At 68.6% G+C, this 14437-nt stretch carries 15 protein-coding genes; 5 read left to right on the plus strand and 10 right to left on the minus strand.

Annotated elements, in window-relative coordinates:
* Positions 1 to 144: 144 nt before the first annotated feature.
* The 3 genes from gtdA to maiA are packed head-to-tail and all read left to right on the plus strand — an operon-like array spanning position 145 to position 2589.
* Positions 145 to 1197, plus strand: a complete 1053-nt coding sequence (gene gtdA, locus R4823_RS21075; RefSeq protein WP_132979920.1) for a gentisate 1,2-dioxygenase — start codon at positions 145 to 147, stop codon at positions 1195 to 1197.
* 38 nt (positions 1198 to 1235) lie between these two features.
* Positions 1236 to 1934, plus strand: coding sequence for a fumarylacetoacetate hydrolase family protein (locus tag R4823_RS21080; RefSeq protein ID WP_338616012.1), 699 nt, complete (start codon positions 1236 to 1238; stop codon positions 1932 to 1934).
* Positions 1935 to 1950: 16 nt separating this feature from the next.
* Positions 1951 to 2589: a maleylacetoacetate isomerase gene (maiA, locus tag R4823_RS21085; RefSeq protein WP_087837739.1), complete on the plus strand. Its 639-nt coding sequence runs from the start codon at positions 1951 to 1953 to the stop codon at positions 2587 to 2589.
* A gap of 306 nt (positions 2590 to 2895) precedes the next feature.
* Here the strand turns inward: maiA and R4823_RS21090 are convergent, their stop codons facing one another.
* Positions 2896 to 4218, minus strand: a complete 1323-nt coding sequence (locus R4823_RS21090; RefSeq protein WP_338616013.1) for an aspartate aminotransferase family protein — start codon at positions 4216 to 4218, stop codon at positions 2896 to 2898.
* 62 nt (positions 4219 to 4280) lie between these two features.
* Here R4823_RS21090 and R4823_RS21095 point away from each other — a divergent pair, with 62 nt between their 5' ends.
* A complete protein-coding gene (locus tag R4823_RS21095) occupies positions 4281 to 4961 on the plus strand; it encodes a Fe2+-dependent dioxygenase (protein WP_087837741.1) in 681 nt (226 codons plus the stop codon).
* Positions 4962 to 4981: 20 nt separating this feature from the next.
* Entirely contained in the window at positions 4982 to 6097 is a 1116-nt protein-coding gene (locus tag R4823_RS21100) for an alpha-hydroxy acid oxidase (RefSeq protein ID WP_087837742.1), read from the plus strand.
* A 4-nt stretch (positions 6098 to 6101) separates the two neighbouring features.
* Here the strand turns inward: R4823_RS21100 and R4823_RS21105 are convergent, their stop codons facing one another.
* The 9 genes from R4823_RS21105 to R4823_RS21145 all read right to left on the minus strand — a co-directional run bounded on the left by R4823_RS21105 (position 6102) and on the right by R4823_RS21145 (position 14437).
* Positions 6102 to 7082, minus strand: a complete 981-nt coding sequence (locus tag R4823_RS21105; protein ID WP_338616016.1) for a tripartite tricarboxylate transporter substrate binding protein — start codon at positions 7080 to 7082, stop codon at positions 6102 to 6104.
* A gap of 209 nt (positions 7083 to 7291) precedes the next feature.
* Positions 7292 to 8494 carry a formaldehyde dehydrogenase, glutathione-independent gene (gene fdhA / locus R4823_RS21110; protein ID WP_087837744.1) on the minus strand — a complete coding sequence of 401 codons (1203 nt, stop codon included), beginning with the start codon at positions 8492 to 8494 and terminating at the stop codon, positions 7292 to 7294.
* Between the two features lie 67 nt (positions 8495 to 8561).
* Positions 8562 to 9287, minus strand: a complete 726-nt coding sequence (locus R4823_RS21115; RefSeq protein ID WP_087837968.1) for an alpha/beta hydrolase — start codon at positions 9285 to 9287, stop codon at positions 8562 to 8564.
* 5 nt (positions 9288 to 9292) lie between these two features.
* Entirely contained in the window at positions 9293 to 10006 is a 714-nt protein-coding gene (locus R4823_RS21120; protein WP_087837745.1) for an ABC transporter ATP-binding protein, read from the minus strand.
* Positions 9999 to 10757, minus strand: a complete 759-nt coding sequence (locus R4823_RS21125) for an ABC transporter ATP-binding protein (RefSeq protein ID WP_132979917.1) — start codon at positions 10755 to 10757, stop codon at positions 9999 to 10001. The genes R4823_RS21120 and R4823_RS21125 overlap by 8 nt, the downstream gene beginning before the upstream one ends.
* The gene (locus R4823_RS21130; protein ID WP_087837747.1) at positions 10754 to 11740 is read right to left on the minus strand and encodes a branched-chain amino acid ABC transporter permease; all 987 of its coding nucleotides are present in this window, start codon (positions 11738 to 11740) and stop codon (positions 10754 to 10756) included. Before R4823_RS21130 ends, R4823_RS21125 begins: the two co-directional genes overlap by 4 nt.
* A gap of 2 nt (positions 11741 to 11742) precedes the next feature.
* Positions 11743 to 12612, minus strand: a complete 870-nt coding sequence (locus R4823_RS21135) for a branched-chain amino acid ABC transporter permease (protein WP_338616020.1) — start codon at positions 12610 to 12612, stop codon at positions 11743 to 11745.
* Positions 12613 to 12676: 64 nt separating this feature from the next.
* Positions 12677 to 13858 (minus strand): ABC transporter substrate-binding protein, encoded by a 1182-nt coding sequence (locus tag R4823_RS21140; RefSeq protein WP_338616022.1) that lies wholly within the window; start codon positions 13856 to 13858, stop codon positions 12677 to 12679.
* 219 nt (positions 13859 to 14077) lie between these two features.
* Entirely contained in the window at positions 14078 to 14437 is a 360-nt protein-coding gene (locus R4823_RS21145) for a protocatechuate 3,4-dioxygenase (RefSeq protein WP_087837750.1), read from the minus strand.

A 14437-nucleotide genomic window follows, 5' to 3' on the forward strand; every position in this document is an offset into this window, starting at 1 on the left:
CTGGCCCTGACACGGCAAGGCATATTTTTATTGATATGGTTGATAAGATAATTTCATATCGTTTTGCATACCTCGACGCATACAATGGCCGAAACCACGGCTGCGGGGGCACTCCGCGCCATTCCCGCCAGACACGGAGACCCCATGCTCGACAAGACCGCTCCCGATGCCGCGCGCCGCGCCTATTACGACCGCATCGCGCAGAAGAACCTGAGCCCCCTCTGGGAATCCCTGCACACCCTCGTCCCGCCCCAGCCGCAGCCGCGATGCGTGCCCGCGATCTGGAAGTACGAGAAGCTGCGCGCCGACGTCATGGAGTCGGGCTCCATCATCAGCGCCGAGGAAGCCGTGCGCCGGGTGTTGATCCTGGAGAACCCCGGCCTGAAGGGCCAGTCGGCCATCACCCAGACGCTGTACGCGGGCCTGCAACTGATCCTGCCCGGCGAGATCGCTCCCAGCCACCGCCACACCCAGTCGGCCCTGCGCTTCATCGTCGAAGGCAAGGGCGCCTACACGGCGGTCAACGGCGAACGCACCACCATGCATCCCGGCGACTTCATCATCACGCCGTCCTGGACCTGGCACGACCACGGCAATCCCGCCGAAGCCGAAGGCGGCGAGCCGGTGGTGTGGCTGGACGGCCTGGACATCCCGCTGCTGCGGTCGCTGGATGCCGGCTTCGCCGAGAACTATCCCGAGGCCTCGCAGCCCGTCATGCGTCCCGAGGGGGACAGCTTCGCGCGCTACGGCTACAACATGGCGCCCGTGCGCCACACCTTCAGCGGCACGTCCTCGCCCATCTTCAACTATCCCTACGAGCGCTCGCGCGAAGCGCTCGACCAGCTGGCGCGCCGCGGCGAACTCGATCCCTGGGACGGCGTCAAGCTGCGCTACGTGAACCCCGCCACCGGCGGCTACCCCATGCCCACCATGGCGACCTTCATGCAATGGCTGCCGGCCGGTTTCCAGGGCAAGACCTACCGCACCTCGGACTCCACCGTGTTCAGCGTGGTCGAGGGCCAGGGCAGCGTGCGCATCGGCGACGAAGTCTTCCAGTTCGGACCGCGCGACGTGTTCGCGGTCCCGCCCTGGAAGCCGGTGCAACTGGCCGCGCTCGAAGACGCGGTGCTCTTCAGCTATTCTGATCGTCCGGTGCAGGCCGCGCTGGGGCTGCTGCGCGAAGAGCGCATCGCCTGATCTCCTTTCCCATCCCTACACCCAAAGGTTATCCGCCCATGTCGTACGTATTCCAACCCGAAGCGGTCACCACGCTGCCCGTCGCCGGCAGCAACGAACAGTTCCCCGTGCGCCGCGTCTACTGCGTCGGCCGCAACTACGCCGCCCACGCGCGCGAAATGGGCTTCGACCCCGACCGCGAACCGCCGTTCTTCTTCTGCAAGCCGGCCGACGCCGTAGTGGCCGTGCCTTACGGCACGACGCTGGACCTGCCCTACCCGTCCGAGACCTCGAACTTCCACTACGAGATCGAACTGGTCGCCGCCATCGGCAAGTCCGGCTCCAACATCCCCGTCGAACAGGCACTGGAATACGTCTGGGGCTACGCCGTCGGGCTGGACATGACCCGCCGCGACCTGCAGATCAAGATGCGCGAGGTCGGCCGTCCCTGGGAACTCGGCAAGGCCTTCGACCAGAGCGCGCCCACCGCTCCCCTGCACAAGGCCTCCGACGTCGGCAACATGGACGACGCCGAGCTGTGGCTCAAGGTGAACGGCCAGGACAAGCAGCGCAGCGACACTTCCAAGCTGATCTGGTCCATCGCCGAGACCGTGGCCTACCTGTCCAAGTACTTCCGCCTGGAACCGGGCGACCTGATCTTCACCGGCACCCCCGAAGGCGTGGGCCCGGTGGTCAAGGGCGACCTGATGGAAGGCGGCGTGGCCGGCCTGGGCGAACTGAAGGTCCGCGTGGTCTGAGGCCGGACGAGCCGACATGGAACTCTACAGTTTCTTCAACAGCTCGACCTCGTACCGGGTCCGCATCGCGCTAGGGCTCAAGGGCCTGGCCTACGAGTACCGCGGCGTCAACATCCGCAAGCTGGAACACCGCGCGGCGGACTACGTGGCCAGGAACCCCTCGGCCAACGTCCCGCTGCTGGTCGACGGCGAGGTGCAACTGGGGCAGTCGCTGGCCATCATCGACTACCTCGACGCCACCTATCCCGAGCCGCGCCTGATCCCCCAGGACAAGATGCGGCGCGCCCGCGTGCTCGAGGTCGCGCTGGCCATCGCCTGCGACATCCATCCGGTCAACAACCTGCGCATCCTGAAGTACCTCACCGACGTCATCGGCGTCACCGAGGAACAGAAGAAGGCCTGGTACGACCACTGGATCCAGGACGGCCTGGCCGCCGTCGAGCGCCTGCTCCAGGCCCACGGCTCCGGCCCGTACTGCTTCGGCGACGCGCCCACGCTGGCCGACTGCTGCCTGGTCCCCCAGGTCGGCAACGCCCAGCGCATGGGCTGCGACACCTCGGCCTACCCCCGGGTGATGGCCGTGTACGAGCACTGCCAGCAGCAGCCGGCCTTCCAGCAGGCCGCGCCGGCCAAACAGCCGGACTATAGTAGTTAGTTACCCCCCCCTACGCCCTTACGGGCGCCCCCCAGGGGGCGATGCGGGTGGACCGGCGGAGCCGGATCCACCGCATCCTGGGTCTAGTACCGCTATCTTGGGGTGTGGCTCCGGTGCTATCGCTGGCTGCCAGCGGTAGCAACGGTGTGGCGTACCAAAAAACCGGTACTAGACCCAGGGCGCCGCGGATCCGGCTTTGCCGGTCCGCTAGTGCCGCCCCCTTGAGGGGGAGCGGCCGAAGGCCGCTTGGGGGTGGGTTTCCCCGACCGGCGGAGCCGGATCCACCGCATCCTGGGTCGTGGGGCGCTACCGCACGGAGTCGAGCGCCGTCTTCACCACGGAAAACAGCACGCCTATCTGCTCTTCATCGATGATGAGCGGCGGCGAGAACGCCAGGATGTCGCCGGTGAATCGCACCAGCACTCCCGCCTTCAGGCAGGCCAGGAACGCCTCGTAGGCGCGCGCTCCCGGCTGTCCCGCGCGCGGCTCCAGCTCGATCGCCGCCGCCATCCCGATGTTGCGGATGTCCTTCACGTGCGGCGCTCCCCGCAGGCCGTGCACCGCGGACTCGAACACCGGCTCCAGGCTGGCCGCGCGCGCGAACAGCCCTTCCTTCTCGTACAGGTCGAGCGTGGCCACCGCGGCCGCCGCCGCGGCGGGGTGTCCCGAGTAGGTGTAGCCGTGGAAAAGCTCGATCGCGTTGCCCGGCCCCGCCGCCATGATCGTGTCGTGGATCTCCCGCGACACCGCCACCGCGCCCATGGGAACGGTGGCATTGTTGACGCCCTTGGCCATCGTCAGCAGGTCCGGCGTCACCCCGAAGCGTTGCGCCGCGGTGGCCGCGCCCAGCCGGCCGAAGGCGGTGATCACTTCGTCGAAGATCAACGGAATGCCATGGCGTGTGCACAGCTCGCGCAGGCGCTCCAGGTAGCCGACCGGCGGCACGATCACACCCGCCGAACCGGCCATGGGCTCGACGATGACCCCCGCCACCGTGGAAGGATCGTGCAAGGCCAGCAGCCGCTCCAGGTCGTCGGCCAGGTGGGCGCCCCAGGCCGGCTGCCCGCGCGTGAACGCGGCCTGGGCGATGTTCAGCGTGGCCGGCAGGTGGTCCACGCCGGGCATCAGGTTGCCCGCATAGGCCTTGCGGTTGGCGCCGATGCCGCCCACCGACATGCCGCCGAAGCCCACTCCGTGATAGCCGCGTTCGCGGCCGATGAAACGGGTGCGCTGGCCTTCGCCGCGCGCGCGGTGGTAGGCCAGCGCGATCTTGAGCGCGGTATCGACCGATTCGGACCCCGAGTTCGTAAAGAAGATGCGGTCCAGCCCCGGAGGCATCAGCGCGGCCAGCCGGCCGGCGGCCTCGAACGCCAGCGGATGCCCCATCTGGAAAGGCGGCGCATAGTCCAGCGCGCGCATCTGCGCGTGCACGGCTTCGATGATCTCCTCGCGCCCGTGCCCGGCGTTGCAGCACCACAGGCCGGCCGTGCCGTCCAGGACCCGGTGGCCATCGGCATCGGTGTAGTACATGCCCTTGGCCGACACCAGCAGCCTGGGCGCGGCCTTGAACTGGCGATTGGCGGTGAAGGGCATCCAGAGGGATTGCAGGTCGGGCAACTCGGCGGGCATGCGGGGCTCCTGGTTGGGCGGCAAGGGTAAACTTGCCGGGATACCCACGAGGATACTCCGCCATGATGCTGACCCTTCCCGACGTGCTGACGGCCGAGCAGGTGGCGCGCTGCCGGCAGGCGCTGGCGGGCGCCTCCTGGACCGATGGCCGAACCACGGCCGGCCACATGGCGGTCCACGCCAAGCACAACCGGCAACTGGCCGCCGACGACCCGCTGGGCGCGCAACTGGGCAACCTGATCCTGGACGCGCTGGGCGCCAATCCGCTGTTCATTTCCGCCACGCTGCCGCTGAAGGTGCTGCCGCCGGCCTTCAATCGCTACGAAGGCGGCGGCAACTACGGCAATCACATCGACAATGCCATCCGCAGCCTGCCCGGCACCGCGCACCGCGTGCGCACCGACATCTCCGCCACGCTGTTCCTGACGCCGCCCGAGGACTACGACGGCGGCGAGCTCGTGGTCGAGGACACCTACGGCGCCCACCGCGTCAAGCTGCCCGCCGGCCACCTGGTGATCTATCCCGGCACCAGCCTGCACCGGGTCACCCCCGTGACCCGCGGCGCCCGCGTCTCGGCCTTCTTCTGGGTGCAGAGCCTGGTGCGCGACGAAATCCGGCGCGAAACTCTGTATCGAATGGACACGGCCATCCAGCAGTTGTCCCGCGAAGTCCCGGGCAGCGATGCCCTGGTCCAGTTGACCGGCATCTACCACAACCTGCTGCGGCAATGGTCGCAGACCTGACCCGGCGCCCGGGAACCGACATGCCGCTGCCTCCCCTGACGCAGATTCCGCCGCAGATCGCCGCCGTGGCCGACTACGAGGACTATGCGCGCGAGCGCATGAGCGATGCCGCCTGGGCCTATCTGTCGGGCGGCGCTGCCGACGAACACACGCTGCGCGCCAACCGCGAAGCCTATGTCCGCGTGCGCATCCAGCCCCGGGTGCTGCGTGACCTGGCCGGCGGCGGCACCGGACTCGATCTGCTGGGCACGCCGCTGCCCTTCCCCGTCCTGCTCGCCCCGGTGGCCTACCAGAAGCTGGTCCATCCTCAGGGCGAACTGGCCAGCGTGCTGGCGGCATCGGCCATGAAAACCGTGATGGTGGCCAGTACGCAGTCGAGCATCGGCCTCGAGGACATGGCGCGGGCGGCCGAGGCGCCGCTGTGGTTCCAGCTTTATTTCCAGCGCGAGCGCGACGATACCCTGCGGCTGGTCCGGCGCGCCGAAGCCGCCGGGTACCGCGCACTGGTGGTCACCGTGGACGCGCCCATCAACGGCGTGCGCAACCGCGAACAGCGGCTGGGCTTCGGCCTGCCGCCGGACGTGGAAGCCGTCAACCTGCGGGGCATGCGCCCCATGGCGGGCGCCGTGGCGCGGGCCGGCGAAAGCGCCATCTTCGGCAGCGGCGCGCTGGACGGCGCCCCGTCCTGGGACGACATCGCCTGGCTGCGCTCGGCCACCCGGCTGCCCCTGGTGCTCAAGGGCATCCTGGCGCCGGCCGATGCCCGGCTGGCGATCGACGCCGGCGCGGCCGCCATCGTCGTGTCCAATCACGGCGGCCGCGGCCTGGACACGGTGCCCGCCACGCTGGAGGCCCTGCCCTGGGTCGCGGCCGAAGTGGCCGGCCGCCTGCCCGTCCTGATGGATGGCGGCATCCGGCGCGGCACCGACGTCTTCAAGGCACTGGCGCTGGGCGCCACCGCCGTGATGGTGGGCCGGGGCTACGTGCATGGATTGGCGGCGGCCGGTGCTGTCGGCGTCATCCACGTGCTGCACATGCTGCGCACCGAGTTCGAGATCGCGATGGCCCTGGCTGGCTGCCGCACGCTGCAGGACATCGGCCGCAACGCGCTCTGGCCCCACCCGGCCATCGCCTGAAGCCTTACATCGGCTCGATGCCCGCGGCCTTCACGAGCTGGGCGTTCGACTCGATTTCATCCTTGATGTAGGCATCGAACTTCTCGGGCGTCAGCACGAAGGCATCGGCGCCCACCGCGGCGAAGCGCGTCTTGACTTCTTCCGTGGCCAGCGCCTTGGCGACCTCGGCCTGCAGCTTGTTGACGATGGAGCGCGGCGTCTTGGACGGCACCATCATGCCTATCCAGAAGTTGAACTCCGATCCCGGCACGCCCGCTTCCGCGGTGGTCGGCACGTCGGGCAGGATGCTGGAGCGGCGCGGCGACCCGACCGCCAGCGGCACCAGGTGGCCTTCCTTGATCTGGCCGATGACCGGCGCCACCGGCGAGAAGTAATAATCGACGCGGCCGCTGATGACCTCGGCGACAGCCTCGGGCGATCCCTTGAAGGGGATGTGCGTGGCATCGATCTTGGCCTGCAGCCGGAAGCGCTCGGCGTTCAGGTGCGTGGCGCTGCCGGTGCCCGACGATGCGTAGTTGAGCGTGCCCGGGCGGCTGCGCGCGGTGGACAGCAGTTGCGACAAGGACTTGATGTTCTTGGACGGCGCGATCACCAGCACGTTGGGCAGCGTCGAGATCGGTGTCACGCCGGCGAAGTCCTTCACCGTGTCGAAAGGCAGCTTGGCGAAGGTGGACGGGTTGACCGTATGCGACGAGGAGTGGATCAGGATCGTGTAGCCGTCGGGCACGGCCTGGGCGACCTGGGCCGCGCCTATGGTGCCGCCGGCCCCGGCGCGGTTCTCGACCACCACCGGCTGGCCCAGGCTGGCGCCGAGCTTGTCGGTGATGGCGCGGGCGATGATGTCGGTCGTGCTGCCCGCCGTGAACGGCACGATCACGCGGATGGGCTTGGTCGGGTAGGCGGCATCCTGGGCACCGGCCGGCGCGTGGGCCAGGGCGATCAGGCACGATACCGGAGCGAGTGCTGCGGCGCGGACGAAGTTCATGGTTGTCTCCTGGTGCGGTGTCTTTATACGCATGCGACCGGTGCGGCACGAACGCCGGACCAGCCGTTCGCGCTTAATTCACCTTTTGGTGAATTGCAGGAGAATAATGAAACACGGCGCCCCCAACGTCAATCGTTGGCGGGCGCCGTGGGCCTCGGTACATTCCCTAGGGTGGAGGAAACGCGGGCGCGAGCCCGCGTCCAGGACGGTCAGGCGGCCTTGGGCAACTGGCCGTGCGGATCGATGACGAATTTCTTGGGCGCGCCGGCGTCGAATTCGGCATAGCCCTTGGGCGCCTCGTCCAGCGTGATGACTTCCACGCCGACGACCTCGGCGATCTTGATGCGGTCCCACAGGATGGCCTGCATCAGCGCACGGTTGTACTTCATCACCGGCGTCTGGCCCGTGAAGAAGCTGTGCGACTTGGCCCAGCCCAGGCCCAGGCGGATGCTGAGCGAACCGTGCTGGGCGGCCTTGTCGACGCCGCCGGGATCGTCCGTCACGTACAGGCCGGGAATGCCGATCTTGCCGGCGGCGCGCGTGACTTCCATCAGCGAATTGAGCACGGTGGCCGGCGCCTCGTGGCGAGCACCCTCGTGTCCATGCCCCCGGGCCTCGAAGCCCACCGCGTCGACGGCGCTGTCCACCTCGGGTACGCCCAGGATCTGCGCGATCTGATCGCCCAGCGACGCATCCTGCGAGAGGTCCACGGTTTCGAAGCCCACCTTGCGCGCGTGCACCAGCCGCGCGGGGTTCACGTCACCGACGATCACCACCGCCGCGCCCAGCAGGCGGGCCGAGGCGGCGGCGGCCAGGCCCACCGGCCCCGCGCCGGCCACGTACACCGTACTGCCCGGCCCCACGCCCGCCGTGACCGCCCCGTGATACCCGGTCGGCAGGATGTCCGACAGGCAGGTCAGGTCGCGGATCTTGGCCAGGGCCTGGTCGCGGTCGGGAAACTTCAACAGGTTGAAGTCGGCGTACGGCACCATGACGTATTCGGCCTGCCCACCTATCCACCCGCCCATGTCGACGTAGCCGTACGCGCCGCCGGCGCGCGAGGGATTGACGTTCAGGCAGACGCCGGTCTGCTGTTCCTTGCACAGCCGGCAGCGGCCGCATGCCACGTTGAACGGCACCGAGACGATGTCGCCCTTCTTCAGGGTCTCGACGTCGCGCCCGGCCTCGAGCACCTCGCCGGTGATCTCGTGGCCCAGCACCAGTCCCGCCGGCGCGGTGGTCCGCCCCCGCACCATGTGCTGGTCCGAACCGCAGATGTTGGTGGAGAGAACCTTGAGGATGACTCCATGCTCGATGGACTTGCCGGCCGGATTCACCAGTTTGGGGAAGGCGATGCCTTGCACCTCTACCTTGCCTGGACCTACGTAGACGACACCGCGATTGGACGACATGTGAGTCTCCTCTGTGATGACTTCGCGCCGCGGGCCGCGAGCCGGCCCCGCGCGAAGGGTTGCGAAATCAGTGGCGAACCTCCGACCCCAGCCATTGCGCGAGGGCTTCGTTGACCGCGCCGGGTTGCTCCATCGTGGTCATGTGGCCGGCGTCCTCGATGGCGACCAGCGTCGCGCCCGGGATCGCGGCGGCCAGCGTCTCGTGGCGCGACAAGGGGCTCCAGGTGTCCTGCCGCCCGCACAGCACCAGCGTCGGGCAGGCGATGCCCGCCAGTTGGCCCGAGGCGTCGGGCCGGTTCAGCAGGGCATGGATCTGCGCTTCGAACACCTCGGGGGTACGGCGCTCGATCATGTCCAGCACGGCCTCGAACACCGGGCCGTCCAGCCGGTCGGGATGCACCATGCCGCGTGCCCAGACCCGCCCCATTTCGCGCATGCCCGATTCGCGCGCGGTCTTGAGCAGCGCCAGCCGCCCGGCGCGCTCGGACTCTCCCGCGATGCCCTTGGCCAGGCCCTGGTAGCCGGTATCCATCAACGCCAGGCGCAGCACGCGCTGCGGCGCCAGGCGCGTGACCTCCAGGGCGACGCGCCCGCCCATGGAATGGCCGGCCAGGTTGAACCGCTCGGCCGGCGCATGCCGCAGCACGTGCTCGGCCATCGCCGTGAGCGTATCCAGCGTGCCATAGTCGGGCACCTGGCATTCGCACTGCGCGCCGAAGCGCGCGCGCTGCCCTTCCCAGACAGCGGCATCGCACAGCAGGCCCGGCAGCAGCACCAGGGGCGGATTCGACAGACTGCTCATTGCACTTCCTCCAAACCTATCAACGACGCCAGCCGCTCCGGATCGCCGCGCAGATCGGGGCTGGCGCCCTGCCAGACGATGCGTCCCCGATCCAGCACCACGGCGCGCTCGGTCAGGTCCAGCGCCAGTTCGGCATGCTGCTCGACCAGCACGATGGACAGCGCGCCGCCCTCGCGCAGCTTGCCGAACGCCTCGACCAGCGCATCGACGATCACCGGCGCCAGCCCTTCGAAGGGTTCGTCCAGCAGCAGCACCCTGGGGTTGCCGATCAGCGCGCGGCCGATCGCCAGCATCTGCTGTTCGCCGCCCGACAACTGGTAGCCCAGGTTGCGCCGCCGCTGCGCCAGACGCGGAAACAATTCGTACACCCGCTCCAGGGTCCAGGTTCCCGCCGTCGCCGCCACGGTCAGGTTCTCCTGCACGGTCAACGACGGGAAGATCTCCCGCTCCTGCGGCACCAGCCCCAGGCCCTTGCGCGCGCGCACGTGCGCCGGCCAGGCGGCGATGTCCTGGCCCACGTAGCGCACGCTGCCGCCGTGCACCGTGTTCAGGCCCAGCAGGGTGGTCAGCAGCGTGGTCTTGCCCACGCCGTTGCGGCCCAGCAGCGCCAGCGCCTCGCCGGCGTCCACGTGCAGCGACACGTCCTCCAGCACCACGGTCTCGCCGTAGCCGGCGCACAGGTCGCGCAGTTCCAATACTCGTTCAGTCATGATGCCCCCGCTTGCCCAGGTAGACGTCGCGCACGCGCGGATCCGTCCGGACCTCGTCCACGCCGCCCTCGAGCAGTACCGCTCCCTCGACCAGCACGGTGATGCGCCGCGCGAAACGGAACACCAGGCTCATGTCGTGCTCGATCACCAGCACGGCGACGTCCTGCGGCAGGCGCTCCAAGAGTTCGAACAGGCGCTTGCCCTCGGTGGACGGCACGCCCGCCACCGGCTCGTCCAGCAGCAGCACCCGGGGCTTGAGCGCCAGGGCCAGCGCGATCTCGATCTGGCGGCGCTGGCCGTAGGCCAGCTCGCTCACCCGCTTGCCCGCCAGGTCGAGCAGCCCCAGTTCGCGCAGGCATTCCACCGCTTCCTGGACGAATGCCGGGCGCGCCGGCAAGGGCCGCCCGATACGGCCGTCCAGGCCGCGATGCGCGGACAGCGCCAGGCCGATGTTCTCGGCGACGGTCAGGTGGTTGAACAGCGAGTTGATCTGGAAGGTTCGCGCCAGCCCGAGCTTGACGCGTTTCTCGGCCGGCATGGCGGTGACGTCCCGGCCCTCCAGCAGGACCTTGCCCGCATTGGGCCGGATCACGCCGGTGATCTGGTGCACCAGCGTGCTCTTGCCGGCGCCGTTGGGGCCGATCAGCGCGTGGCGCGCGCCCGCCTCCAGCGTCAGGTTCACGTCGCGGGTCACGCTCAGCGCGCCGTACTGCTTGCACAAGCCCACGAGTTGCAGCGGAGGGGTACTCATTGCGCGCCCCCCCTGCTCGTCCACCGGGCCAGGCAGCCCGACAGCCCGGTGGGCGCGAAGCGCACCACGACGATCAGCAGCACGCCCAGCGCCGCCAGCCAGTTGGTCGGGTCCAGCGCCGCCGCGCGGTCGGCCAGCAGCATGAAGACGATGGCCCCCAGGAAGGCGCCGTACAGCCGGCCCGTGCCCCCCAGCGCAAGCATGACCAGCACGTTGGCCGACATGGTGAAGCCCAGGCTGTCCAGCCCGACGATGTTGTTGACCTGCGCCGACAGCGCGCCCGCGGCCCCGCCCAGCGCGGCCGAGATCGCATACAGCGTCAGCAGGCGCCGGCGCACCGGCACGCCCAGCAGCGCCATGCGCGTCGGGTTCTCGCGCACGCCCTGCGCGGTGAGACCCAGCGGCGAGCTGACCAGGAACTTGCAAAAGACATAGACCAGCACCAGCACGGCCAGCGCATACCAATAGGCGGTGCGGCCTTCGATGTCGAACTGGAACAGGCCCAGCACCGGGGCGATCGAATAGCCGGTCAGGCCGTCGTCGCCCATGGTGAGCGGCTTGGCCACGTTGGCCAGCTCCAGCAGCAGCGTCGCGCAGACCAGGGTCAGCATGATCTGGGTCAGGCCCGCGGTGCGCAGCACCGCCAGGCCGGACAGCAGCCCCACGACGGCGGCCGCCGCCATGCCCACGAACAGGCCCGAGATCGGCTCGGACGAGACGTGCATGGCGTACAGGCCGGCGGCATAGGCGCCGGTACCGAAGAAGGCCGCGTGGCCCAGGGTCTCGATGCCGCCGTAGCCCTGCGCGATGTCCAGCGACAGCGCGAACACGATCATGATCAGCACGGCGGTGGCCAGGGCCAGGTACAGGTCGGCCAGGAAGAAGGTCGCGACCGCCGCGCCCAGCAGCACCAGGTCCAGCAGGTTGTAGCGATGGCGCGAGAATGCGCGCGCGACGGATGAGTTCAGGGAAGGTGTCGTCATGATCAGTTCGCCACGAGGCCACGGGGGCGCACCAGCAGGATCGCCAGCACCGCCAGGTAGATCACGAAAGCGCCCAGCGCGGGCAGGTAGTAGCGGCCCAGCGTATCGATCAGGCCCAGCAGCAGGGCCGCGTACAACGACCCGCGCAGGCTGCCCAGGCCGCCCACGGCCACCACGATCAGCACGATGACCAGATACTTCAGGCCATAGTAGGGCTCCAGCGGCAGCATGGGGCTGCCCAGCGCGCCGCCCAGCGCCGCCAGCCCGCAGCCGATGGCGAACGTGACCGAGAACACCGCCGGCACGTTGATGCCCACGCAGCGCGCCATGCGCTGGTTGTCGACCGCGGCGCGCAGGCGCGCGCCGAAGGCCGTGCGCTCGATGCCCAGCCACAGCGCGAATGCGACGGCCGCGCTGGCGCCGATCAGGAAGGCGCGGTAGACCGACAGCGTCAGGGAACCCAGGCTGAAGTTGCCCTGCAGCGACGACGGCAGCGGCAGGGATTGCAGTTGCGTGCCGGCCAGGTTCTTGACGATGGCCGTGATGATGAAGGTCAGGCCGATGGTCATCAGCAACTGGCCCAGCCCGTGGGTGCCGTAGACCCAGCGGTACAGCGTGCGTTCCAGCAGCGCGCCGATGGCCATCGTGGCCACGACCGCCAGCGGCACGGCCAGGAAGAAATGGACGCCCGCGCGCTGGATGAACCAGAGCGCGATGTAGCCCCCGATCATGGCGAAGGCCGAATGCGTCAGGTTGACCACGCGCATCACGCCCAGCGTGATGGTCAGGCCGACCGAGATGAGGAACAGCATCATGCCGTAGGCGATACCGTCCACGGCAAGACTCAGGAAAGTGGCGAGCGTCGATGTCATGCGTCATCCGGCGCGAGGAAGGGATGGGGCGGACGCGGCGCCGGGGCCGCGTCCGCGCGGGGAATCACTTGTTGATTTCGTGCCAGGGATCTTTCACGGCGGGATAGGTATGGAACACCTTGTTGCCGAGCTTGCCGTCGATCTTCTCGACCTTGCGCATGTAGACGTTCTGGACGATTTCGCGGGTGCGCGGGTCGATGCTGACCGGGCCGCGCGGGCTATCCCACTTGTAGCCCTTGATGGCGGCCATGGCCTTGTCGCCGTCCTTCGCGCCGTTGGTGGCGCGTACCATCTGGTCGATCAGCCGCATGCCGTCATAGGCCGCCACCGACGCCACGCTCGGCAGCTCGTCCTTGCCATACTTGGCCTTGTAGGCGGTCACGAATTCCTTGTTCAGGGGCGTGTCCAGGTAGGGCGAGTAATGCAGCGCCGAGGTCAGGCCCAGCGCCGCGTCGCCGATCGGGGCGATGTCCTCTTCCTGGGCTTCGTTGGTCACCAGCAGCGTGATGCCGGCCTTGTCCAGTTCACGCTCCTTGAAGCTGCGGATCATGCCCGCCGACATGGGGCCCACCGGCATGAACATGAACACCGCCTGCGGCTTGAGGTCGCGCACGCGCTGCAGGTAGCTGGAGAAATCGGTGGTGCCCATGGGCACCTTGATCTCGCCCACCACCTTGCCGCCCAGCTTGGCGAAGGTCTTGCCGAAGGCTTCCAGCGCGTCGTGGCCGGGCGCGTAGTCGGCCGCCAGGACCACGGCGTTCTTCATGCCCTGGTCATAGGCCCACTGCACCAGCGGGATGCTGACCGTCCATTGCGTGAAGCCGGCTCGCACATAGTATTGCGACTTGTCGGTCACACTGGACGTGCCCGAGTTCAGGATGACGTAGGGCGTCTTGGTCTGGTTGATGACATCGACCGCGCCCAGCACCGTGGGCGTGAAGACGCCGCCGATCAGGTACTGCACCTTGTCGCGCACCACCAGTTCCTGCGACAACTGGCGCGCGCGCTGGGGATTGGATCCGGCCTCGTCGCGCGACAGCACCGTGACGGTATGTTCGCCGAACTTGCCGCCGTGCTGCGCCAGGTACAGGTCCACGCCGCGCTGATATTCCCGGCCCCACCAGGTGTAGGCGCCCGAGAACTGGCTCAGCAGTCCGACTTTGATCTCCGCCGCGGCGGCCGTTCCCGCCGCCGTCACGGCAGCGGCCGCGCACAGCAGCCCCGCCACGCGTTTCGCGATTCGCATAGTCTCTCTCCTTGGCGCGCTGCGCCTATCGTCGGTGGTGTTGCGATGTAATGGTGTAGCTAAGGCACAGTGGATCCGGCTCCGCTGGTCCGCCAGTGCCGCCCCCACGGGACCCGGCGCCGGGCCGCCCCAAGGCGGGTCCCGGCCCCCTCGGGGGGCTGCCGCGTAGCGGCTGGGGGCTCACCATGCTGGGCGCGCGAAGCGCGTACGGGGGGACCTCTACCTGGCGTCCGGCACCCGTCTCGTCTTCATGAACGCCTCGAAGCTCTCGCCCCGCATGATGGCGTAGATCTCGAGGTTGGTTTTCTTGACGACCCGGCCGAATTTCTCGAGCACGAAGAAGTTCACGCCGTGCCGGATGAGGCCGAGCCAGTCGCGGGCGCGCACCAGCGCCTTTTCCTCTTCCGTCAGCCCGGCCGCGTCCATCGTGCCTTCCTCGTCGGCCACGAAGCGGTCACGCCAGTCGGCGCCTATCATGTTCCAGAAGAAGCGGTTGATCTTCAGCGTGCGGTTGCTGACGCGCAGGTCGAACGCGTAGGTGCCCGGGATCTGCTCGATGCCTTCGAGTTGCGGATTCAT

Source organism: Pigmentiphaga sp. CHJ604 (genome assembly GCF_036972535.1).
Classification (GTDB): Bacteria; Pseudomonadota; Gammaproteobacteria; order Burkholderiales; family Burkholderiaceae_B; genus Pigmentiphaga; species Pigmentiphaga daeguensis.